This window comes from Pseudomonas sp. QLc11A (assembly GCF_052112305.1).
In the GTDB taxonomy this organism is placed as follows: Bacteria; Pseudomonadota; Gammaproteobacteria; order Pseudomonadales; family Pseudomonadaceae; genus Aquipseudomonas; species Aquipseudomonas laurylsulfatiphila.
Window position 1 is genome coordinate 108,480 of record NZ_JAVAJJ010000019.1, and the last position, 22,379, is coordinate 130,858.

The window sequence follows — 22,379 nt, forward strand, 5'->3', positions numbered from 1 at the left end:
TCTCCAGGCTTGATTGGGTAGGCAGTGCCGCTTGGCACGTCAGGTTCAGGCATCAGCGCAATGGGCCAGGGTCAACTCGGCCAGGGTTCGGAATTCGGCCAGCAGACCTCGTACATAGGCGACCTGGTTGTTTGCCCAACGGTGTTCATCGGCCAGCATTCGCTCCAGCGAGTAGCCTTGCGGCAGCGCTGTTTCACTCATTTCCCGGTACGCAATGAACGGGTCGGCGGCTTCGTCGAGTTGGCGGAACGCCGGGGCCACGTAGTGGTTTTCCTGCTCGAGAATGAAGGCGATTACCTGCGGGGTTGATTCGCCGAGCATCAACAGTTCGAACAACATGCGAGCGCTGGGCAGGTCGTCTTCGTCACTGCCTTGCAGCACGCCGTAATGCCCGAAGCCGTTTTGCTCAGGCACGATGCGCACACCCTTGAGGTGCGTCTGGCGTATGTGCGGACCCAGGGTGCGCAGTGCCGCAAGGGGCTGCTCGCAGGCATTGATCATGTTGCCGAAGTCGAACAGGGCGTGCAGGCGCGGGTGGTTCAGCCGGCTCAGCAGTTGCGCGATCTCGCCGCTCTTGAGTTCCTCGTGCTGCTCGAAATCGAAGAACAGGTCGTGCTCGTCTGCCTGTTGCGCGAGGTAGTGCAGGTCCGACTCGATCACATCCATGACCCGGGACAGCGCCCCTTCGTAGCGTGAGTAGACACGGATGTTGCGGGTACCCAGCGCCTTGGCGATGGCGATCACTTGATCGACATCTTTTTTCAGGGTGCTGCTGATTTCCAGATGCACGTCCAGCCCGAGTGTTTTGGCCTTGGCAGCGAACGCCTGAAGCTGCGCGGCTGTCATTTGACTCAGGCTGTTTTCCTCACCGTCGAGCAGGTGCAGGCTCAGTCCCTGGAGTTCATGGCGATAGGCAAAGTCCAGCAAGTCGTCAGGGGTGACACGGCCGTGGGTCAGGTTGGTCAGCAAGGGGTAGGCATGGGCAAACAGACGCAGTTGCCCAAGGCGGTCGAGCAACCGGCGGGCCAGTGCCTCGGTCAGTTGAGGGGGAGCCTCGGCCTCGACAGCCTTATGGCTGAGCAAGGCGTTGAATCGTTCCTGGATCTTATTGTTCATTCGAGTCGTTCCTGGTTCAGACACCGGGTCTACCGGCGCAGCCTTTATCGCGCCAGTCAGGAACTCTCGATAGATCCATTATCAGCTAAATCATAAGACCACTTGCCCGGCGTCAGGTGGCCGGCTGCAGGTAACCCATTTTGTCCAGGGCCAGGGCCAGCTCTTCGACCCGCGCCTGGGCCTGGTCCTCGGGGGTGCTGGCAAAGCCGATCAGCAGCGCCGGCGGCAAGACATGTTCGACGCAGTAGTCGCTCAGGGGATAGGTATGAATGCCATGCTGGTCGAGCTCCCTGGCCAGGGCATCGTCATCGAGATGCGCAGGTAACCAGGCGATCATGTGCATGCCGGCTTCCACCGGGGTGATCCTGAAGAAAGTCCCCAGTTGTTTCTGTAGCTGTTCGACCAGTGCCAGCTGGCGAGCCTGGTACAGGGCACGCATCCGCCGAATATGGCCGAGGAAGTGGCCTTCGCGCATGAAGTCTGCGGTGGCGGCCTGAAGCAGGGTAGGCGGGCTGCGATCCATGACCGCCCGCAGGGTGCAGAAGGGTTCGACCAGGGCGTGCGGCAGTATCACGTACCCCAGTCGCAGCGAGGGGAAGAGCACCTTGCTGAAGGTCCCGGCGTAGATAACCCGGGCCCACTGGTCCATGGCATAGAGCGCGGGCAGGGGGCGGCCGTTGTAGCGAAACTCACTGTCGCAATCGTCCTCGATGATCCAGCTTTGATTCTGCGCGGCCCAGTCGATGAGTTCCTGGCGTCGTGCATAACTCATGGTGACGCCCAGGGGATGCTGGCGAGACGGAGTGGTAAACACCAGGCGGGCGTCAGGACACACAGCCAGGCCTTGCCGGACATCGATTCCCTGTTCGTCGATACGCAACGGCACGACCTGGCCACCCTGGGCCTGGAGCGCAATACGCGCTGCGATATGCCCCGGATCTTCCATCCAGAAGCTGTCCTGCGGATTGAGCAACAGCATGCCCAGCAGGTTGAAGGCTTGCTGGGCGCCGGACACGATGACCACCTGATCGGCACTGCAATCAATGCCGCGGGCATCGAAGACGTACTCGGCAATCGCCTCGCGCAGGGCCAGCAAGCCCTGCAGTTCGCCATAGCCGAGCATGGCCTTGGTCGGCTTGTGCAGGTGGCGGTTCAACAGACGCTTCCAGACCGATTGCGGGAACGCATCGTAGGCGCTGTGACTGGGCAGGAACGAGGTCGGGCTGCCGGTCGCCCAGCCGGCATACGAAACACCACGAAAATGATCGCTGCGCAACGACAGCATCGACTGGCTCAGGTCGGACAGGCGAGGCGGCTGGCGCTTGTGCTCATCGTCTTCAATACCGCGGCCTTCCCATTCATGGCCGACGTAAGTCCCGGCCCCGGTCCGCGACGTCAGGAAACCCTCGGCAATCAGTTGATCGAACGCATTGAGAATGCTGATTCGCGACAGCTCAAGCTCCTTGCTCAGGGTCCGCGTGGACGGCAGGCGCACGCCACCCTGAAGCCTGCCACTGAGAATCTGTTTGCGAATCTGCAAGTAGAGTTGGCGGTACAAGGGGATGGAACTGGCACGGTCCAGTTCGATACCCGACAACAGCAAACCTGCGGAGGATTTCATTATTCGTTCGTCTGGATGGAATGTGGTCTGGCCTGAATCGCTGTCAGGCACCCGGGTGCGAAAGGGTAGCGAGGGGTGCTGGATAAGTCATCCACCCCGGCGTCACAATAACAGGGCTGCCGGGTGCGGCATCGCACTAACCGGTCTGGGCATGGTCCATACCCTCCGCACGACCCTCAGCGGTCATTTGATCAAGGACAGTGAAAGCATGCTCGCCGCCACATAATCAGCAACCCCCTCCACCCGGTTCCGTGAGTCGGGACCCGCCGTACGTTTACCCCTCAATTCCCTTCGAAGAATCAACCCATGTACCTACGCAAAATTGCAGTTGGGCTGTCGGCCCTTGTTTTGCTCTCGTCCGGGGCGCAAGCCCGCAGTCTGCTGGACCTCCTCAAGCCGCCCGCCGCGCAACACGAACAAGCGTCCCGCTCAGGCTCGATCAGCCGGAACGCGGCCCTGGAGCTCTATTCAAGCAAACAGAAACAGGCCTCGTTCGATGGCTGTGCTGATCTGTTCCCGGCAGCGAAACCGATCAACACCGTCACTGTGCCTGCATCCATGAAACCCCTGGCATTGTGTTCCGACAACTTCGCGGTGCTGTACTCGCAAACCAGCAAGACCCCGCTGGTGGTGGTCGAACGCCTGAATGCGGCCCAGTTGCGGGATGCCAAAGGGGAGGAGCGCACCAACCAGTTCTACCCGGACCCACGCATTCCCAAGGGTGGGCGTGCAGAGTTGAGTGACTACCGCGGCCAGCATCCGGCCGTAGACCGTGGCCATCAATCCCCGGCAGCCGATGCACCGACCCCCAAGGCAATGGCCCAATCCTTTGCGCTGTCGAACATGGTGCCGCAAGACCCGACCAACAACCGCAAGATCTGGAGCAAGGTCGAGTCGGATGTCAGGAAGTTTGCCACGCGAGCCGAGGGCAACGTGTTTGTCTTTACCGGCCCGCTCTTCGATCCAGGCCACTCGACCATCGGCGACAACCAGGTCTGGGTGCCGACGCGCCTGTTCAAGCTGGTGTACGACGCCTCGTCCAAACGGGCCTGGGCCTACGTATTGCCCAATGCTGAAACCCGTATCCAGAAGCCGATGGACTACGACACTTTCGTGAAGAGCACCGGGCTCAAATTGCTCGGGAACCTGCCCGTTACAGGTTCCGCAGGGCGCACCTGACGGCTGGATGAGCAGCACCCCACAGGTTGAATGCAACCTGTGGGGTGATTCCTTCGAGGATAAGGGGGGCGCCTGATCGTCATGAGCATGCCCACGCGGTCCAGTAAAAAATCAGCAGGAAGTAACAGTTTGTAAATTTGAACTATACCCAATAGGGCAATCGCTCGTGGCCCCGGGACATGATGCCTCCCCAGAGACTCGTCCCGGGAACTTCAACGTCGGACAGACCGAGAAATTCCGGTTATGAACGCTTTGAAAATCGCTGCCAGCAATGCGCTGCGTTTACAGGCTCAAGGCCTGATCAAGCATTAGCCCCAGTCCGGCCGCGTGTTGCACGTCGCCAGGCCCAGGTTCAAAACTCTGAACAAGGCAAGGAGTTTGCGATGGCTGATTCAAGCAAGAAAATGGGCCTGATGGGGCTCACGACGCTGGTAACGGTCAACATGATGGGTTCGGGCATCATCATGTTGCCCACCAACATGGCTCAACTGGGTGCCGTCTCGCTGCTGTCATGGATCTTCACCGCGATCGGCTCGATGGCCATCGCTTACTGCTTTGCCCAATGCGGAGTCTTCTGTTCACGTTCCGGCGGCTTGTCCGCCTACACAGAAGAGGCCCATTCAAAGTCGGGTTTTTTCCTTTGCTCGTACCTGTACTTCCTGTCCCTGGCCATCGCCAACGTGGCCGTGGCCATTTCGGCGGTGGGCTACATGACCGCCTTCGTGCCCTGGCTGGGCACGGGTGCCATTCCTTTGTGCGTCGGCACCATCGGGCTGATCTGGCTGACCACTTTCGCCAATTTCGGGGGCCCGGGCATCACCGGCAAGATCGGTGCATTCACGGTGTGGGGCGTGATCATTCCGGTCGCGGGCCTGAGCATCATCGGCTGGTTCTGGTTCAAGCCTGATGTGCTGGCCGCCGCCTGGAACCCCAACAGCCTGCCGATTTCCGAAGCCATCAGCAAAGCCATTCCCCTGACCCTGTGGGCCTTCCTGGGCATGGAGTCGGCGGCCCAGGCCACCGATGCCGTGGAAAACCCCAAGCGCAACGTGCCGCTGGCCTGCCTGTTCGGCACCCTCGGCGCCGCCGTGGTCTATGTGCTGTCGACCACCGTCATCCAGGGCATCATTCCCAACGCCGAACTGGCCAAGTCCTCGGCGCCTTTCGCGCTGGTCTACGCGACGATATTCAATCCGATGGTGGGCAATATCGTCATGGCCCTGGCGGTCATGGCCTGCGTCGGCTCGCTGCTGGGCTGGCAATTCACCCTGGCGCAAACGGCGAAGATGACGGCTGACCAGAACCTGTTTCTCAAGCTGTTCAGCAAGGTCAACTCGATGAATGCGCCCGTCGTCGGCATGATCGTCTGCGGCGTGCTGCAAACCCTGATGGCCCTGTCGACCATCTCGCCCGACGCCGCCGCGCAGTTCAGCAAGCTGGTCAGCCTGGCCGCGGTCACCAACCTCATCCCCTATATCACTGCGCTGACCGGCCTGCTGGTGATCATGCACAAGGCCGGGGTCTCGTCAGCGATTCGCACGCGTAACGTGGTGGTCTTGCTGATTGCCGTCACGTACTCCCTGTATGCCCTGTATGCCTGCGGCAAGGACGCAGTGATGGGCGGCACCCTGGTACTCGCTGTCGGCTACCTGCTCTACGGATTCCTCGCCAAGCGCTTCACCGAAGTGCCAGTGGCCAATCAGGCCAGGGCCGCAAACCCTCAGGCGTAGCCATCAGGACTGCACAGACATCTGCATACGGGGAAACCGGACATGAACGTACCATTTGCCACAACCACCAGACTGCTGCTTGCCTTCGCACTCTTGACGCTGCCGCTGGTGGCAGGCGCCAACACCCTTGAACGCGTGCGCAGCAGCCACACCTTTAACCTGGGTTACTTGCCGGACCTGGCGCCCTTCAGCAAGCAGGACGGCGACAAGGCCAGCGGTTATGCCATCGACCTGTGCCTGAAAGTCGCCGAAAAGCTCAAGAGCGAGCTGGGCCTGCCCGACCTGCAAGTGCACTACCTGCCGGTCACGGTTGCGGATCAGGTCAGTGCCGTCAGCCAGGGCAAGGTGGATATCCTCTGCACGCCGACCGCGCCCACCCTGGAACGGCGCAAGATGATCAGCTACTCCATCCCGGTCTACACCGCCGGCCTCTCGGTCGTGGTGCGCAACGATGCGGCCGAACCCTTGCTCAATGTGCTCAATGGCAAGGTCGCCACTGCCGGCCCGACCTGGCGTGCCAGCATCAACAATGGCCTGGCCAACCAGACCTACGCGAGCCTCGAGGGCGGGGTGACCGAAGACTGGATTCGCGAGCGGATGCGCCTGCTCAACGTGATCGCCTCGCTGGTGACCGTGGCCAACAATGACGAGGGCGTCAAACTGGTCGCCGAGGGCAAGGCCGATGCCTTCTTCTCCGAACGCATGTTGCTGCGAAACGAAATCGCCAAGGAAGGTGCGGCGCAGAACCTGATGATCCTGGACCGCATTTTCGAATACTCGCCGGTGGCGATGATGATCGATCGTAACGACGAAGACTTCCGCCTGCTGGTCGATACGGCCCTGAGTGAAGCCTATTACTCGGGCTTTGTGGAAAAGGCCTACGACCAGTATCTGGGCGGCAGCAACCTTACCGTGAAGAGACTGTTCAGGGTCTATGCGTTGCCTTAGTGAAATCGTTGGCAACGGGCCGTCCGCCGACCTATTGCTACTGTAGGAGCGAGCTCGCTCGCGATGGACTCAAGAGCGCCGTGTTCAGCCAGTGAGCACGCGTTATCGTTGACGACCTTCGCGAGCAAGCTCGCTCCTACAGATGATCAGCATCAATTGGCGAGGCCCCTGGCGAAGCAGGAATCGCCCTGTCGCCACTAACGGTTAAAACGCTCGGCCAGGCTGTGCAGGTAGTCGGCCATGGCTTCAAGGTCCTGGCTGATCGCGGCGCCTTGTTTGGCCTGCCCGGCGCTGTGATCACAGAGCTGGGCAATACGCGTGATCTGCTGATTGATGTCTTCAGCCACGTGACTTTGCTCTTCAGACGCCGAGGCCATCTGCTGGCTCATTCCGGTAATCCGGGTGACGGCCTGACTGATGCCGACCAGCGCCGACTGTACTGCCTCGACACGCTGCATGCTTTCGCGGGAAATCTGCTCGCCACGGCTGGCCGTTGACACTGCGCGATCGGCACCGTCGTACAGAGAAGCAATGATGCCGTGGATCTGTTCGGTAGAGGTGCGAGTGCGTTGTGCAAGGGAGCGCACTTCGTCGGCAACCACGGCAAAACCGCGACCTTGCTCACCGGCCCGGGCCGCCTCGATCGCCGCATTGAGCGCCAGCAGGTTGGTCTGTTCGGCAATCGACGTGATGACATCCACGACACTGCCGATCGATTGCGTTTCGCTCGCCAATGCGTTGACCGCCTTGCCGATCTCGTTGACCGCCTCATGCATGGTTTCCATGGCGCTCAGGCTTTGCCGGGCCAGTTCACTGCCCTCACGCGTCAACTGGTCGGCCTGGGACGCGGCATGCGCGGTGCTGATGACGTTCTGGGTGACTTCCTGGATGGTGGCGGCCATCTGTGAGATGGCGGCGGCAGACTGATCGGTTTCACTGCGCTGACGATCAAGCGACTGCGCCTGAGAACCGGAGAGTTCGGATGACTGCGCGGCCTTGGCCTTGACATTGACCCCGGCATCGACGAGTCGGCTCAGGGCGGTCTGCAAGCGCGCTTCCTCACTGACCATGGCCATGTCCAGGCGCCCCTGGGGACCATGGTTGTCGCTGTAGGTGAGCGCGACCAATGGATCGGAAAAGGCTTTTGGATGCTCGGCCAGGGTGCGCTCGATGGCTCTGCGATGCCGGGAGTCGATCAAGTACCAGGCCATACACAGGCTTGCCACCATCAGTCCCTGTGCCGCCGCATTGGGCAGCCACTGGTCGGCGAGCAATGAAACTGCGCCAGCGATCAGCAACGGCCAGCCGTGTTGCAGCGGCCGGGAAATCCGCGTGCGCAGCGAAACGATGGGCTTGCCGGCCCGCATCCGCGCATAGAGTGCTGCAGCCCGACGAACCTGGTCGCGGCTGGGCAGCGAACGAACCGACTCGTAACCACTCAGGCGTCCGTTTTCATGGATGGGCGTGACGTAGGCACTGACCCAATAGAAGTCACCATTTTTCGCGCGGTTTTTCACAATGCCCATCCAGGGTTTGCCTTGCTTGATGGTGTGCCACATGTGAATGAATACCCCGGGAGGCATGTCGGGGTGTCGAACCAGGTTATGGGGCTGGCCCACCAATTCGTCGTAGGTGAAACCGCTGATGGCAACAAAGGCCTCGTTGCAGTAGGTGATCCGGCTATCGAGATCGGTCGTGGAGATCAATCGTTGTTCGGCGGGAAATACTCTTTCATGCTCGGTTACGGGCAAATTCACGCGCATACGATGCGACCCCTCGGATTATTATTATGATGTTGAGCCTATAGAACAGAACGGGCCCGAAGAGGAATTTATGGAGGGGGGAGGCTGACGGAGATTCATCCGACGACAATTTCTTTTCATTTCATGACAAATTCACGATATCGCTGTGGAATCATGCGTGACGTCCAATTGAGTCGGTTTCGGGGCGCGATGTATAACCTCGGGTGACGGATGTCGTCGCCCCTCTATTCAAGGCAGGTTCCAGGCATTGCGGGCAAGCCATGGAGAAAGGCGGCAATCTCCCGACTATTGCGCAAATGCACCACAGGAATCCGCGGGCCCGTGGCCATGCGCACTGCTTCGATACCCGGGCGGTAGCCTCGATCGAAATTCCACACGAACTCAAGGAACGTCAGGAACGCCCGGTCGAGTTTCTCTGCGCAGCCGGCTGCAAGGTCAGGGCGAGGACGGTTCATGACGCTGCGCAGGATCACCCGGGCGAAGCAGGTGAGTCGCGGCGTATCGAGCCAGATGATCAGGTCGGCCCGGGGCAGGCGAAGGTCGAAGGTGCGCCGGGCATAGTTGCCTTCACAAATCCAGGTGTCCGCTGCGATCGCTGCGCTGACCCGCGCGCGGAACTGCTCTGCGTCGGGTTCGATCCAGCCGGGCTCCCAGAACAGGGTATCGAGGTGCACCACGGGCAGCCCCAGATGCTTGCCGAGGGTGCGGGCGAGGGTGGATTTGCCGCTGCCGGCATTGCCCAGAATAACAATCCGTTGCACGAGTGACGTCCTGTCGAAAAAAAGATTCTTTACGCATTCCCGGGGAACTGTAGGAGCCAGCCTGCTGGCGATGGACTCCAGTGCGCCGCGTTCATCCAGTTCACCCGCGTTATCGTTAACGACCATCGCAGGCAAGCCAGCTCCCACAAGGGACCCTGCCCAAGCTGAAACTACTGTAGGAGCCAGCTTGCTGGCGATGGACTCCAGTGCGCCGCGTTCATCCGGTTCACCCGCGTTATCGTTAACGACCATCGCAGGCAAGCCAGCTCCCACAAGGGACCCTGTCCAAGCTGAAACTACTGTAGGAGCCAGCCTGCTGGCGATGGACTCCAGTGCGCCGCGTTCATCCGGTTCACCCGCGTTATCGTTAACGACCATCGCTGGCAGGCCAGCTCCCACAAAGGGCCACGCCCACGCTGAAACTGTAGGAGCCAGCCTGCTGGCGATGGACACGAATGCGCCGCGTTCATCAAGTTCACCCGCGTTATCGTTAACGACCATCGCAGGCAAGCCAGCTCCCACAAGGGACCATGCCCACGCTGAAACTGTAGGAGCCAGCCTGCTGGCGATGGACTCAGATGCGCCGCGTTTATCCAGCTCACACGCGTTATCGCTAACGACCATCGCTGGCAAGCCAGTGGCCTCCAAACCAGTGAAGGCCCCAAAAACAGCCGGCAATTGTGCAGGGTTTTGCTCGCCAGTCAAAGGCCTCTGAGGGAAACCTCGCTGACATGACGCCTGCCGGCTCGTTTCGTGTGTCAGGCGGATGCGCCCACGCCTTCGGCTTTCTCCTGCGCCGCAACGTCATGCAGGGAAATCCTCGAGGTCTCCGGCAATGCCAGTCCCCCGGCCAGCGCGAGCAATGCGATCGCGATCAGGTAAAACGCTGGCGACAGGTTGCTGCCAGTGGTGCTGATCAGCCACGTCGCCACCAGCGGCGCGGTGCCGCCGAACAAGGTGTACGCCATGTTGTAGGTGATCGCCGAGGCGGTGTATCGAGTGCGGGTCGGGAAGGTTTCCGAGAGCAAGGCCGCCGTCACCACGCCACACAACACCGCGCCAATCGCCAGGAGCATGACGCCGACGACGGACGCTGCGAACGAGCCGGAGCTGGCCATCAGGAACGATGGATACACGACAACGATCAACAGCGCGCAGGCCGTCATCACCGTCATGCGACGCCCGACCCGGTCCGAATACAGCCCGGCCAGCGGGCAGATCGCCGCGGCGAACAGCAATGCAATCAGTGACACCAGCAACGCGGTTGCGCGACTCAGGCCACCGGCGACTTGCAGGTAAGTCGCGAAATAGGTGGTGAACATATAAAACGACAGGGCGGTCAGTGACACGAAGGCCCCCAGGCAACAGATCGCCGCCCCATGGTTGCGCAAGGTGTCCTTGAGCGGCGAGTGGGCGACCGCATGCTCCTGGGCCACCGCCTGGAATGCCGGCGTCTCGTCGAGCTTCCAGCGCAAGTAAAGCCCCACCAGGCCCAGCGGTGCAGCAATCAGGAACGGCAGGCGCCAACCCCAACTGCCCATGGCTTCGGCCGACAATGACGCCTCGAGCGCGTAGGCCACCACGGCTGCCGCGGCGAAGGCGGAAAATGTCGACACCGGGATGAAGCTGCCGTACCAGGCGCGCTTGTCGCTCGGTGCATGCTCCATCAGGTAGGCGCAGGCACCTGCGTATTCGCCCCCGGCGGAAAAGCCCTGGGCGCAACGGATCAGCGACAGCAGAATCGGCGCCATGACCCCGATCGCCGCATAAGTGGGCAGCAGACCGATCAGGGTCGTCGCACCTGCCATCAGTAAAATGGTCATCGCCAGGGTTCGCTTGCGGCCGATCCGGTCGCCCAGCATGCCGAAGAAAATCCCGCCAAGGGGCCGGAATGCGAAGGCCACGGCGAACACGGCGAAGGTCTTGAGCAGCGCGGCGCTGGCATCGCCGCTGGGGAAGAATTGCTGGGCGATGGTCGTGGCCAGAAAGCCATAGACGGCGAAGTCGAACCACTCGACGAAATTGCCGATGCCGGCGGCGACAATCACTCTTCTCAGTGTTTGCGGGCTGACTTGTTCCGTATTTGCGTTCGTCATGCTTGACCTCGACAGTTCGTCAGTAAGCTATCGATTATCGGGGCAGGCACGGCGGCGGCTCACTTCAAAAGTGTCATCCACATAGTCAGTACCGACTTCATACCCCCTGAATGTCCCATGATTGGCGCCAGGCTGGCCGATAGTCGCAGGTCGCGAAGGACGGTGTTTTTCGTGAATTTGTAAAGCACCGGGGGTATTGTCGGTCGCCAGGATCAGATCGATAGGGAAGGGATGAAGATGACATTGACTGCCGAAAGCCTGGTCAGGATCGCAATGACCAATCCGGTCAACGCACAAATTTACACACGCTTGCCCGAGCTTGGCTTGAACCAATGCATGCTCACGGCCGGCTGCCTGTTCCAGGCCGTCTGGAATCATCGGTCACAGCGACCGCCAGAGTGGGGAGTGAAGGATTACGACGTCTTTTACTTCGATGATGATCTGTCCTGGGAAGCAGAGAATGAGGTCATCCAGTCAGCCCGGCAGCTGTTCAACGACCTTGACGTGAACGTTGAGGTCAAGAATCAGGCTCGCGTTCACCTGTGGTACAGCCAGCGGTTCGGCGGGGATTATCCCAGGCTTGAGTCAGCCAGGGACGGGATCGACCGCTACCTGGTTGCCGGTACCTGCATCGGTTGGGATGTCGCCACCGGCGAGGTCTATGCCCCCAACGGCCTGGCCGACACAGAGCACGGGTTGCTTCGAATCAATCCATGCAATCCCAGGCCGGACTTGTTCGATCAGAAGGCCAGAAGTTATCAGGCTCGCTGGCCATGGCTCAGGATCATCGCGCCGCAAATTTGAACGGGACCAACCGAACTGACCGATTCGGGCCTCAGATCCTTTGAGGCCCTCGTCGCTAAAGCCAGGTTGAAACTCAGTTCTTCACGACCGGCACCGTCACGGTTTTGCCGAAGGCCGACTTGATGGTCGCCGTCGGGGCAGCCGACGGGCCGCTGCCGACGGTTGTCACCGCTATATTCCAGCGTGCGCCTGTAGGCGTAGTGGTCAAGGTGGCGGTGCCAAGGTTCACCGTGCCGGTTGTGGTCGTGGCAGTCGCCGTGATGGTATTGCCCGCGCCACGCGAGGTGGTGCCCGACAGCACCCAATACCAGCGGCTGCTGCTGCGGGCGGTGACGGTGGCGCTGGTGACGATCAGGTTCTCGACGACCCCTGCCGAGACCGCCACGGACACCGTCGCCGGTGCCGACTCCGCGTTCTTGGCATCGCTGGCCCTATAGGTAAAGGTCGCGGTGAACGGCGCGGGGATCGTGGCCGGTGGTGTGTAGATCACGCGCAGGCCATCGGTGCTGACCGAGCCCTTGCCGGAGTCCGGTTGCTCCAGCCCCACCACTTTAAGTGGCACGTTACCGTCAGGGTCGCTGTCGTTGGCCAGCACGTTGATGGTCACCGGTTGGCCGGTGTTACTGATGGCGCTGTCGGGGTTGGCGACAGGTTTCTGGTTGGCGAGGTCTTCGACACGTTCATCGCCAGTGCGGAAAGTCGGCAGCGCGGCGGAATTGACGTAGGTGACGCCGTCCCAGCCAGGCAGTGGCGTTGGCATCAACTGGAACTGGCCGGGGTGCTCGACATCCCAACGCATCAGCATGGACGTGTCTTCGTGCTGGGTGTTGTGGCAGTGCTCCAGGTAGGTCCCGGCGAACTCGCGGAAGCGGATCGCAATGTCCACGTCCACCGAGCTGTCGATGCCTTGGCCGATGAGATAGACATCCTTGCGTGCCCATTTTTCCCATTCCGGCGGCGCCTTGCCGTCGCGGTTGAGGACGATGCCTTCTTCGAAGTGCACGTGCACCGGGTGGCTCCAGCCGTTGCCGCCGTTCCTGATTTTCCACACTTCCAGGGTGCCGTCGCCGGAGAACCCGGCAGAGGTCGGACCGGTGGCCAGTTGCGGAGCGGCGCTGATGATCCGAGGATCCATTTGGTAGCCGAAACCGCCATCGGTCTTGATGGTCCAGGGTTCTTCGTCGGTACCGTCGGAGCGACCGAAGATGAACTCGCGATGGCGCGCCGCCTTGAGCTTGGCCTGCATCGTCGGGTCGTCGCGATTGATCGTCAACGGGATCATGCTTTTACCCACTGGCTTGCCCGGTTTGGCGGGTTCGTAGTCGGCGGGGTTCATGCTCACGTCCTGGCCGGCATATGGCTGCACCACCATCTGCATGAACTTGCCCACCACCGGGTCGCCGTCCTCCCATCGCAAGCCGGTACTGGTCAGCTTGAGCACTGCCTTGTACCTGCCGGCCAGGACATCGGCCAAGCTCAGCGGAATACTCTCCGGCCCCTTGCCGTCGTGATGCTCCATCAGGTTGACGAAGTACAGCTTGTCGCCGGTCTTGATCCCGTATTTCGAGAAGTTGACGATGATGTCGAAACGCTCGGCAATGCCCTGGGCGGGCAGGATCGCGTTGTGGTCCTGCAGGTCGCCGTCAGCGTCCAGATCCAGGCTGCCGTCGAACGGCACGGCGTGTTCCATGAGGTTGCCGTCATTGGCGATCAAGTGGAAGGGCACGCGGGTATAGGACAGGCCGGAGCCTGTCGGGCCGGGGAATTCGCCACCGGTGCCGACGACTTCACGCACCAGCGCGATCCTGAAGAAGCGCGACACCGAGCCATTGAGGATGCGGAAACGATAGCTGCGCGCCCGCACGTTCAGGCGTGGTTGGTACTGCCAGTTGACCAGCATCTGATCGCCGAGGAAGCCGTCGGTGTTGAAGGGGTTGAACCACAGCTGGCCATTGGTATCCCAGGCCTTGTCGGCCAGCATCAGGTTGACGTCGTAGTCGCGGTTGCCCCAGGGCAAGGCCGAGCCGCTGGGCAGGCGCAGGTTGACACCGTCTTCCAAGGCTTCGTTACCGCGATCCAGGGCGCTGTAGTAGTTCATCATCGACGCGCTGCCCTTGTAGACGTTCTGCGCGGTGAAATCGAGCATGTGGTCGTGGAACCAGTGGGTGCTCATGGTTTCGCGCCAGTCGCCACGAATCTTGATGGTGCCGTTGTTGCAGGTCTTGAGGCCCGGCGTGGCATCGTTGACATACAGGGTTTCGCCCGGGGCGCAGGGGAACGCGGCGCGCGGATCCTGGGCGCTGGTGTTGATGCTGTCGTAACCGGCCAACTGGATCGGCCAGCGATAGTCAAAGTACTGCCCGGGAAAGAAAAACGCATTGGCATAGCCGTCGCTTTCGGCCGGGTTGTGGCCGTTGTGTTCGTGGGTGCTGAGGGTGTGCAGGCCAAAACCCATGTTGGCTGATGGATCGATGGGCAGGGCGTTGTAGTGCCGCATCAGCACGCCCTGGCCGTAGCGCACCATCAACAGTTTTGGCGGAAAGGTGCCGTCGAAGGTCCAGAGCGCCTTGTGGTTCTGAATCGGCATGTTGGGGTGAAAGCGCGTGTCGATGCCTTTGGTGGTACCCGCAATGATCGGATTGTCCGAGGTCTGGTTGTAGAGCCCGCCTGGCCCGAACTCGCCGACGGCGTAGTTGTGCAGCTGGCGGCGGTCGCGCATGCCGCCGTTGAGCTTGGCGCCCGCTTGAGCGGTCTTGAAGGCGACCTGTGGGTAGAACTCGTTCCAGCGCTGATGCGACCAGCCTTTTCCTGGCGGACGCCCCTCGGCCGGCGAGCCGACCGGATGGCGGTTGAGGAAGGCTTCTACCTGCGCTTTCCACGGGTTACGGTCCAGCACGTTGGAATACTGTGACGGAAACGGGTACAGCCCGGGCTGGCGCATGAAGGCTTCGAGCGCCACAGCCGAAGGGCCGCTGCGGGCGATGTTGTTCGGGTCCTGCACGGGCGCCGGGCCGACGGTCGGAGGCGGGAAGGTCAGGGTGGGCGGCGGCAGTGTCGGGTCAAGTTTTTCCGTGCCGAATTCTTCGAACAACAGCAATTGCTGGGTGTACGGTTGCGCCCCGAACAACGGGCTGGGCTTGCCGTTGGTGGGGATCTTGAACGATGTCTGCAGCGCTGGCGGCAGCACGTTGTCGGTCGTCGGCGTGGTGCGGGTACCATACACGCCATTGGGCAGGGCGAAGGCCCCCGTGTTGGTGGGTGGCATGGCCTCTACGGCATCCACCGCGGCCTGGGGGTCGGCCGGTGGATTGGTAAACGCCGAAGGGTCCGTCGGTGGTGGCGGGCCGAAATCATCCAGTGGTGCGGCGTCTGCCGTGGTCAGGGTAAAGAACATCGCACAAGGCAGGCCTGTTTTGCGCAGCCAGTAGAAGGAATTGCCTGGTTGAGTCGTGCGTTTCATGTTTCACCCCTTGCGTGATGTCCCGTCGTCTCCATGTCCGGGACGACTGCTGTTGTGGGCACAAGGGGGCGTGTGCAACTAATGAGCCATCACCCGGGCAAAGAAAAAACCCAGGTTAATGAACAAGTTGCTGACGGATTTGCATTCGGGAGACGCGGGGAGAAAGGGGATGTTCCTCCAATTTGGTGGTAATTGCCCGCAAGGGTGGGTGAAGTAACCCATTTATGGGGAAGCGGCAGCCCGGCCTGAATGTTTAAGCTGATATCATTCAAGAAATACCGGTTGAGCAGAACAGCATGAATCGTCGCAAGAAAATAAATCAGTTGTTAAAGGCTAACGCCAAAAAGGCGAGTGCCAAACTGGCACCGAAAAGCAAGGATAAGTACATCAGCAAGGCTGACCGATTGAAGCTGGCTGCCGAAGCGGCTCAAGACCCGGTTGATGCCAGCGAGAGCTGATCCGCGCAGCTCACGCCCCCTTTTTCCAGTAAGGGGGCTCTGCCACCACGAACTCAGCGAATACCGGCACCCGCCATGGACTCCGGCACCCACTGCGCCGTCGATAGCGGCTCGATGTAGCGGATGCCGCCATGAGGGCCCACCACGCCATTGATGTTGTAGGTGCCTTTCGACAGGTCGTACGTCATGAAGGGCGTGGCATCCGGGACTTGCTGGTCATAGCTCTGGCTGAAGAAAGCGAAGGAGCCACGATACAGCTGGCCACGGGTGTCGTACTGGTCGGAGGCCACCGCGGCCCAGGTATCTTCATCCAGGTAAAAGCGGCGCTTGTGGTAGATGTGCTTTGCACCGGGCTTGAGATTGCCCTCCACGACGTAGACCCGGTGTTTTTCCCAGCGAACGAAATCCGGGGCAATGAAATTCGGCGTTGTCAGGGATTTGGCGTTGCGAGCGTAGGTGAGCTTGTAGGTGTTGTAAGGCACGATCATTTCCTGCTTGCCGACCAGCGTCCAGTCATACAGCTCGAGCGCACGGGCAGTACCGGGGTTGGGGGTGTCGTAGGCCAGGATCGAAATCTGTTTGACCCGGCGCTGGGCCGGCATGTATTGCCAGGCGCGGCCGGGAAACTCCGTTGCATTGGTGGCGTTCTTGAGCATGATCGACTCGCCGGCTCGGCGCGCAGGCCCGGTATAGGACAATTTCAACTGATAATAAATGTCCGAGCTGTTGAACGGCTTGGACATGTTCTCGTAGATCGGGAAGGAGACGAACGCCTCGCCGGTGACCGCAAGGCTCGGTACGCCGGCTGTGTCGACAGTCCAGGAGTCGTACTTGGAATGGATGTTGACGCCCTGGTAGCGCAGCAGGAAGTTCCACATCGCTTCGGCGCCCGATTGCGGGATCGGGAACGGCACTCCGGGCATCACGTTGTCGATGGCGATCCCGCCGTTGAGGGACCTGGCATGGGTGGCATTCCTGCGGCTGTTGTCCAGTACCGCCTGGGGCAGCGATGCCGTGCGGTGGGTCGGATACACGTCGATGCGAAAGCCGGGGTAGCGCCTGGCCAATGCTACGGTCGTGGCGGTGAGCATGCCTTTGTACGAATCGACGTTCTTGCCGTTGATCACCAGCAGCGGTTTTTCACCCGCAAAGGGGTCCGGGCGCATGCTGTCGCCGGACTTGTAGCCGGGCGGGGCAGTGGTCAGGCCACCGTTGTAGGGCGGAATGGAGCCATCGGCATTACCGGCTTTTTCGGCTCCCACCCACGTCAGGCTGCTGCCCAGCCGGGCGGCTTCCTGGCTCGATACATAGGCCTGGGCATCTATGGCCAGCGCCATGAGGGGTACGGCAGCCAGAAGAGTTTTCACGAATTTCATATTGTTGTTCTCCTGCCTGGTGTTCCAGGCAACTCCTTCCCGGAAAACTGTAGGAGCCAGCCTGCTGGCGATGGTCGTTAACGTTAACGCGTGTGAACTGGATTAACGCGGCGCTCTTGAGTCCATCGCCAGCAAGCTGGCTCCTACAGGTATTGCGTTTCCCGGAATTGCGTGAAGAACCATTAAAAGCCCCGCGCATCACAGACGCTTTTCATTCGACGACAGCCCCTTGGCTATTGATGACAGGCCTATTCATGACAGGCCTATTGATGACAGGCCCGGTTGGTCCCAACAGGTATTCAATCGCGCGGTCGCTGAGAGTGACCGTCACTTCTTTGTATTTCCCTGCGGAATCATTGAGTTACAGAATGGTCATAAGCATGTCTGAACACTGCCCGGATGAACGTTTCGAGCAGCCGTGACCCTTCCATAATCCGACATTCAGGACGTTTTCATGAATCGCGCAGCAATCTTGATCTTGGCCATTTCCAGCGCCGTGTTGTTGGGAGGCTGCGGCCCGCATTGGGATGACGGAGAACGGTACGGGCGATATCACGATCATGATCATCGACGTGGTGACGACTGGAGAGGGAACGATGATCGAGGTTATGACCGTGACTATGATCGTCGTGGCTATGATCGTAGCGACTATGATCGCGATCACCGTCGCTACCGTGATCGCGATGACAATGACGACTGACAGGTTCAACGCCATTGAAAAGCAGAGCGTTATGGGGCGCTGCAGTTAAACCTGGCCCACCGCAGAGCCTGTGCCCGATGGCTCCGACGTTCCATGGACAGCAATACGCAGCGAATAATTTGCAGCCCGTCTCATACCTGGCACTAAAGTGAACAAATCATTGAAAAAAACCGCTATAAGCTTTACATAAATGTGAAGCTAGATGGCACATTGCTAGCAATCAGTCATTGAGTTTCGGCAGTATTTGGCTCAGGGAGCCCTGATGAGTTTTCGTACATTGACCGACTCCCGGCGGCATTCGAGCCATTGCGAAGTGGCCGCGCTCCAACCCATGGTGAATCCGGATGCTGTCGGCATGGCTTACGCCGGCAACGACGACTCAATCGAACACGTGCTGGACTCGGCGCGCCACTGGGCCCACAGCACTGACTGGGTGTTCTACCGCGCCGGCGAACAAATGCATTGGGTCGGGCAAGGCGACCCGCAGGCGCAATGGCCTTCGAGCATTGCCAATGAGGCGTTTGAAGCCTTTTGCCTGACGTCGAACCTGCATCGTTGGCCGACCGGCAGAGGCGAAAGTGAGCTGGGTTGGCTGCTCGCACCCGTCAATGAAGCTGCTGAACCCGCGTTCGCGGACTTTGCCCGGCGCCTGGGCATCGTACTACAGACCAATACCCTGGCCCGTGCGCAGATCACCCAGCGTGTGCTGTATGAAATTACCTATCTGGCCAGTTCGACCCGTGACCGTTCAGTGTTCCTGGTGGGGGTTCACCGGCTGCTGGCCAGCCTGATCGACGCCGAGAACTTCTATCTCGCGCTGTATAACCCGCACACTGGCAAGATCGATTACCCGTATTACGTCGACATCATCGACGTCGATGCCCTGGAATCGGAAAACCATGAATACCTTGACCCTTCGCGCCTGTCGTTGACCGGACAGGTGTTGACCACTGGCCAGCCATTGCTGATCGACGCCGCCGGTATTCTCGAGGCCCAGGCACAAAACCGTTTCCACTGCGTGGGTGATCGTCCCGAGTTCTGGATGGGCGCACCGTTGAAAAATGCCTCCGATGACGTGTTTGGCATGCTGGCGATGCAGGTCTACGACGTTTCGCGCATCTACAGCGCTGAAGACCGCGCGTTGTTTCTGGTGGTCGCCCGTCACGTGGCCATGGCGCTGGACCGGATCCTGCACCGGGAGGACCTGGAAGAAACGGTGATGCGTCGCACCCTGGAACTGTCCGCACTCAACAATGCATTGCGCCAGGAAGTGGCAGACCGGGAACGCGCCGAACATCTGCAGAACGCGCTGTTCCAGATTGCCGAACTGTCCAGCCAGCCCGGTGACATGGCCGAGTTGTTTGAAACCCTGCATGGCATCGTCGGTGATCTGCTGTTCGCGCAGAACTTCTATATTGCGCTGTTCGACGACGCCACCGGCGAAGTGACTTTTCCCTATTACGTGGATGAACGGCAGACGACCTGCCCGCCGGCACGGCGAGGGCGCAGGGGCCTGACCGAGTATGTGATCCGTCAGCGCCGACCTTGCCTGATTGACGTTGCCGAGGCAGAACGATTGCACGCGCAGGGTGAAATCGAAATCGCCCATGAGTCTGTGCGGTCTTACTCCTGGCTGGGCATTCCCTTGTTCGAAGACGACGCGGTGCGTGGCGTGCTGGCGGTGCAAAGCTATACCTCGCAGGTGCGCTATACCCAGCGTGACCAGGAACTGCTGACGTTCGTGTCGCGGCACATCGACACGGCGCTGTCACGACGCACGGCCGCTGAAGCGATCCATGCCGCCAACCTCAAGCTCGAGGCCCGGGTGCAGAGCCGCACCCGCGAACTCGATCACGCCAATGCCAAGTTGCAGCACGAAAACGCACACGATGCGCTGACCGGGCTGCCGAATCGCACCTACCTGCAACAGCGCCTCAATCTGGCCTGGTCGCGGTTCGGCAGCGAGGGCGGGCACCTGGCGGTGATGTTCATCGATCTGGACCGTTTCAAGATGGTCAACGACAGCTTCGGCCACCACTTTGGCGACCTGCTGTTGATGCAGGCGGCCCAGCGTTTGCGTGGTTGTCTGCGCGAGACCGACATGCTGGCACGCCTGGGGGGCGATGAGTTTTCGGTACTGGCGCCCGAGGCTCCGCTGGAGGTGATGATCGAAATCGCCGAGCGGATCCTGGTGGCGTTCGACCTGCCGTTTTTCATCAATGGCCATGAGGTTTTTTCGTCCTGCAGCATCGGTATCGTCAGCGCCGACAGTCAGTTCCATCACGAACCCGCCGACTTGCTGCGCGATGCCGATGCGGCGATGTACCGGGTCAAGAGTGCCGGGCGCGACAGCTATGCGGTGTTCAACCAGGAGGTGCGCCGTGAAGTCTCGGACCAGGTCGAGCGGGAAGGGGCCTTGCGCAACGCACTCAAGCGCACTGACGAACTGCTGCCGTATTTCCAGCCGATCGTCAGCGTCGAAACCGGCGAGCTGCTGGCCCTGGAAGCGCTGATCCGTTGGCATCAGCCGTGCGGCCGCGTGATCGCGCCGGGCGAGTTCCTGCCGGATGTCGAAGGCCTGCGCCTGATCGGTCGACTGGACCTGTACATGCTGACCAGCATTGCCGCGATCCTCGCGCAGCCCGAGCACGCCAATTGGCCTGCGGTGCACGTCAACTGTTCCAGCTACAGCATGACGCGCCCCGACTTCGCCAGTGAGGTGCTGGAACTGTTGGCGCAGCACCGGGTATCGCCGTCGCGGATCTGCCTTGAACTGACCGAAGGGGCGCTGGTCGCCGAGCCGGCGATTGCCCGACAAACCATGCAGCAACTGGCCGACAACGGTATGTCGGTGGTACTCGATGACTTCGGCGCAGGGTTTTCGTCCCTGAGCTATGTGCATCAGTACCGCTTCAGCGGTTTGAAAATCGACAAGTCGTTCATCCTCGAGCTGACCAGCAGTTCCCGCAGTCGCGCGATCGTTCGGGCGATTGTGCGGATGGCCGAGTCGCTGGACCTGAGTGTGGTGGCCGAAGGCGTCGAGGATGAAGCGACGCTGGAGCTGCTGCGTGAAATGGGCGCAGGGCAGGCCCAGGGTTATCACTTTGCCAGGCCGATGGCGTTGAAAGCGCTGTTGGCGAGTGAACTGCTCGGCCGTCAGGAATCAAGCGGACTTCATGGCACAAGCCAATACGGATGAACATTTTTCAAGGGAGAGACTCATGGCATCAGGGCAATGTCTTTGCGGGGCGGTACGCTTTTCGCTGGCGGTTGAACCACGATTTTTCTATCGCTGCCATTGCACGCTGTGCCGCAAGCAAACCGGGGTCGGCCATAATCTCGCCACACTGGTCAACGCTCGCGACTTTCGATGGGAAGACGGGCAAGAGGCGATCACCGGTTGGCGCAAATCCAGCGGGTACAGAAATGATTTTTGCTCGCGATGTGGCTCGACCGTGCCTAATGTTCTTCGCGAAACACCGTATTTCTGGATTCCGCTCGGACTGCTCGACGCCGAGCTGAGCATGGAATGCATTGGAGATTTCTGCACCGATGACGCGATGCCATGGGATGAACATCGCTCGGAAAAAAGCCATTGCGCAGCCCCGGAATCACTAGGGTTTCTGCTGCATGAACTCCAGGTCAATGCCTGACCCGGAACCGGTTCACCACTGTCTGCTGCCCGGAGTGCCGAATGCCGCCCATCACCACGCCCCTGGTGGCGCTGTTTGTTCTTTGCCTGGCGCTTGAAGTGCCGGCCCAGACCAGCGACTGCCCGGCTGGCGAGAGACAGGTGTGCCTGGACGGCTGCATCTGCCTGCCGGACGTGGTGCCCGAGGATATCTACCAGATCGCGACGCCGGCCCTGGCGCTGTGGCTGACCCAGGCCCGCGATGAAGCAGCCACCGCCGGTACCCAACCCATTCCTGCGCATATCCGTGAGCAACTGCTGCCCTGGTACGATCCCGGCGTCCTCGATTCCGCGCGCTACAAAATCAGCGACAACGGCCAATTCAGCGCCGCCACGGCCATGCTGCAGAACCCCGATGTCGGTGCCGTGACGCTGATCGACATCATCCTCTTCCGCGACCCTCAAGCCGCAGAAACGGACGTCGCGCTCTGGGCTCACGAACTCAAGCATGTGCAGCAATATCAGGAATGGGGTGTGCACGGATTTGCCCAGCGCTATACCCATGACTTCAATGCCGTGGAGGCACCGGCTTATGCCATACAGGCCGAGGTCAGGCGGGCGGTGCGCAAAGGGGCTGACTGAAGCCGTCCCTACTCAGCCCCGGTTGGCGCAGACGATAAGTTTGATCACTGAGAATTTCACGCCCCCCATGGCCGTAATCGAAATGGCGAGCAAG

At 60.6% G+C, this 22,379-nt stretch carries 15 protein-coding genes and 2 pseudogenes; 9 read left to right on the forward strand and 8 right to left on the reverse strand.

Translation table 11 applies throughout. From position 1 onward, the window contains the following. Window positions 1-45: 45 nt before the first annotated feature. The gene (locus tag Q8X48_RS24285) at window positions 46-1,116 is read right to left on the reverse strand and encodes a sugar phosphate isomerase/epimerase family protein (protein WP_407801682.1); all 1,071 of its coding nucleotides are present in this window, start codon (window positions 1,114-1,116) and stop codon (window positions 46-48) included. A 112-nt stretch (window positions 1,117-1,228) separates the two neighbouring features. After that, the gene (gene pdxR / locus Q8X48_RS24290) at window positions 1,229-2,737 is read right to left on the reverse strand and encodes a MocR-like pyridoxine biosynthesis transcription factor PdxR (protein ID WP_407801683.1); all 1,509 of its coding nucleotides are present in this window, start codon (window positions 2,735-2,737) and stop codon (window positions 1,229-1,231) included. A 306-nt stretch (window positions 2,738-3,043) separates the two neighbouring features. On the opposite strand from pdxR, the gene Q8X48_RS24295 reads away from it, so the two are divergent. From Q8X48_RS24295 to Q8X48_RS24305, 3 genes are all read left to right on the forward strand, one after another. After that, entirely contained in the window at window positions 3,044-3,916 is an 873-nt protein-coding gene (locus Q8X48_RS24295; RefSeq protein ID WP_407801684.1) for a DNA/RNA non-specific endonuclease, read from the forward strand. A gap of 383 nt (window positions 3,917-4,299) precedes the next feature. Further along, window positions 4,300-5,646, forward strand: a complete 1,347-nt coding sequence (gene potE, locus Q8X48_RS24300) for a putrescine-ornithine antiporter (protein ID WP_407801685.1) — start codon at window positions 4,300-4,302, stop codon at window positions 5,644-5,646. 42 nt (window positions 5,647-5,688) lie between these two features. Beyond that, window positions 5,689-6,594, forward strand: a complete 906-nt coding sequence (locus Q8X48_RS24305) for an amino acid ABC transporter substrate-binding protein (RefSeq protein WP_407801686.1) — start codon at window positions 5,689-5,691, stop codon at window positions 6,592-6,594. Between the two features lie 197 nt (window positions 6,595-6,791). On the opposite strand, the pseudogene Q8X48_RS24310 reads toward Q8X48_RS24305, so the two are convergent. From Q8X48_RS24310 to Q8X48_RS24325, 4 genes and pseudogenes are all read right to left on the reverse strand, one after another. Next, window positions 6,792-7,766 (reverse strand): annotated as a pseudogene (locus tag Q8X48_RS24310) (methyl-accepting chemotaxis protein); the annotation flags it as partial. 312 nt (window positions 7,767-8,078) lie between these two features. Continuing rightward, a pseudogene (locus tag Q8X48_RS24315) lies at window positions 8,079-8,357 on the reverse strand (PAS domain-containing protein); the annotation flags it as partial. 224 nt (window positions 8,358-8,581) lie between these two features. Next, window positions 8,582-9,118 (reverse strand): AAA family ATPase, encoded by a 537-nt coding sequence (locus Q8X48_RS24320; protein ID WP_407801687.1) that lies wholly within the window; start codon window positions 9,116-9,118, stop codon window positions 8,582-8,584. A 758-nt stretch (window positions 9,119-9,876) separates the two neighbouring features. After that, complete coding sequence (locus Q8X48_RS24325) at window positions 9,877-11,214, reverse strand: MFS transporter (protein WP_407801688.1); 1,338 nt, start codon at window positions 11,212-11,214, stop codon at window positions 9,877-9,879. Between the two features lie 273 nt (window positions 11,215-11,487). On the opposite strand from Q8X48_RS24325, the gene Q8X48_RS24330 reads away from it, so the two are divergent. Beyond that, a complete protein-coding gene (locus tag Q8X48_RS24330) occupies window positions 11,488-12,018 on the forward strand; it encodes a nucleotidyltransferase family protein (protein ID WP_407801689.1) in 531 nt (176 codons plus the stop codon). 73 nt (window positions 12,019-12,091) lie between these two features. Here the strand turns inward: Q8X48_RS24330 and Q8X48_RS24335 are convergent, their stop codons facing one another. Beyond that, a complete protein-coding gene (locus Q8X48_RS24335; protein ID WP_407801706.1) occupies window positions 12,092-15,412 on the reverse strand; it encodes an Ig-like domain-containing protein in 3,321 nt (1,106 codons plus the stop codon). A gap of 362 nt (window positions 15,413-15,774) precedes the next feature. Here Q8X48_RS24335 and Q8X48_RS24340 point away from each other — a divergent pair, with 362 nt between their 5' ends. Beyond that, complete coding sequence (locus Q8X48_RS24340) at window positions 15,775-15,936, forward strand: DUF2986 domain-containing protein (RefSeq protein ID WP_407801690.1); 162 nt, start codon at window positions 15,775-15,777, stop codon at window positions 15,934-15,936. 53 nt (window positions 15,937-15,989) lie between these two features. Here the strand turns inward: Q8X48_RS24340 and Q8X48_RS24345 are convergent, their stop codons facing one another. Next, window positions 15,990-17,312, reverse strand: a complete 1,323-nt coding sequence (locus Q8X48_RS24345; RefSeq protein WP_407801691.1) for a DUF1329 domain-containing protein — start codon at window positions 17,310-17,312, stop codon at window positions 15,990-15,992. A 454-nt stretch (window positions 17,313-17,766) separates the two neighbouring features. Here Q8X48_RS24345 and Q8X48_RS24350 point away from each other — a divergent pair, with 454 nt between their 5' ends. The 4 genes from Q8X48_RS24350 to Q8X48_RS24365 all read left to right on the forward strand — a co-directional run bounded on the left by Q8X48_RS24350 (window position 17,767) and on the right by Q8X48_RS24365 (window position 22,285). Then, window positions 17,767-18,012, forward strand: a complete 246-nt coding sequence (locus Q8X48_RS24350; RefSeq protein ID WP_095966214.1) for a hypothetical protein — start codon at window positions 17,767-17,769, stop codon at window positions 18,010-18,012. 262 nt (window positions 18,013-18,274) lie between these two features. Then, entirely contained in the window at window positions 18,275-21,211 is a 2,937-nt protein-coding gene (locus Q8X48_RS24355) for a sensor domain-containing phosphodiesterase (protein WP_407801692.1), read from the forward strand. Beyond that, a complete protein-coding gene (locus Q8X48_RS24360; RefSeq protein WP_407801693.1) occupies window positions 21,189-21,665 on the forward strand; it encodes a GFA family protein in 477 nt (158 codons plus the stop codon). The genes Q8X48_RS24355 and Q8X48_RS24360 overlap by 23 nt, the downstream gene beginning before the upstream one ends. 41 nt (window positions 21,666-21,706) lie before the next feature. Beyond that, window positions 21,707-22,285 (forward strand): eCIS core domain-containing protein, encoded by a 579-nt coding sequence (locus Q8X48_RS24365; protein ID WP_407801694.1) that lies wholly within the window; start codon window positions 21,707-21,709, stop codon window positions 22,283-22,285. The last annotated feature ends 94 nt before the right edge of the window (window positions 22,286-22,379 follow it).

What these genes read in the sequence shown, in the direction of transcription:
- pdxR (WP_407801683.1), bottom strand. Translation starts at nt 2,737, where the DNA reads ATGAAATCCTCCGCAGGTTTGCTGTTGTCGGGTATCGAACTGGACCGT.
- Q8X48_RS24295 (WP_407801684.1), top strand. Translation starts at nt 3,044, where the DNA reads ATGTACCTACGCAAAATTGCAGTTGGGCTGTCGGCCCTTGTTTTGCTC.
- Q8X48_RS24365 (WP_407801694.1), top strand. Translation starts at nt 21,707, where the DNA reads ATGCCGCCCATCACCACGCCCCTGGTGGCGCTGTTTGTTCTTTGCCTG.
- Q8X48_RS24325 (WP_407801688.1), bottom strand. Translation starts at nt 11,214, where the DNA reads ATGACGAACGCAAATACGGAACAAGTCAGCCCGCAAACACTGAGAAGA.
- Q8X48_RS24335 (WP_407801706.1), bottom strand. Translation starts at nt 15,412, where the DNA reads ATGTTCTTTACCCTGACCACGGCAGACGCCGCACCACTGGATGATTTC.
- Q8X48_RS24285 (WP_407801682.1), bottom strand. Translation starts at nt 1,116, where the DNA reads ATGAACAATAAGATCCAGGAACGATTCAACGCCTTGCTCAGCCATAAG.
- Q8X48_RS24350 (WP_095966214.1), top strand. Translation starts at nt 17,767, where the DNA reads ATGAATCGCGCAGCAATCTTGATCTTGGCCATTTCCAGCGCCGTGTTG.
- Q8X48_RS24330 (WP_407801689.1), top strand. Translation starts at nt 11,488, where the DNA reads ATGACCAATCCGGTCAACGCACAAATTTACACACGCTTGCCCGAGCTT.
- Q8X48_RS24360 (WP_407801693.1), top strand. Translation starts at nt 21,189, where the DNA reads ATGGCACAAGCCAATACGGATGAACATTTTTCAAGGGAGAGACTCATG.
- potE (WP_407801685.1), top strand. Translation starts at nt 4,300, where the DNA reads ATGGCTGATTCAAGCAAGAAAATGGGCCTGATGGGGCTCACGACGCTG.
- Q8X48_RS24345 (WP_407801691.1), bottom strand. Translation starts at nt 17,312, where the DNA reads ATGAAATTCGTGAAAACTCTTCTGGCTGCCGTACCCCTCATGGCGCTG.
- Q8X48_RS24340 (WP_407801690.1), top strand. Translation starts at nt 15,775, where the DNA reads ATGAATCGTCGCAAGAAAATAAATCAGTTGTTAAAGGCTAACGCCAAA.
- Q8X48_RS24355 (WP_407801692.1), top strand. Translation starts at nt 18,275, where the DNA reads ATGAGTTTTCGTACATTGACCGACTCCCGGCGGCATTCGAGCCATTGC.
- Q8X48_RS24305 (WP_407801686.1), top strand. Translation starts at nt 5,689, where the DNA reads ATGAACGTACCATTTGCCACAACCACCAGACTGCTGCTTGCCTTCGCA.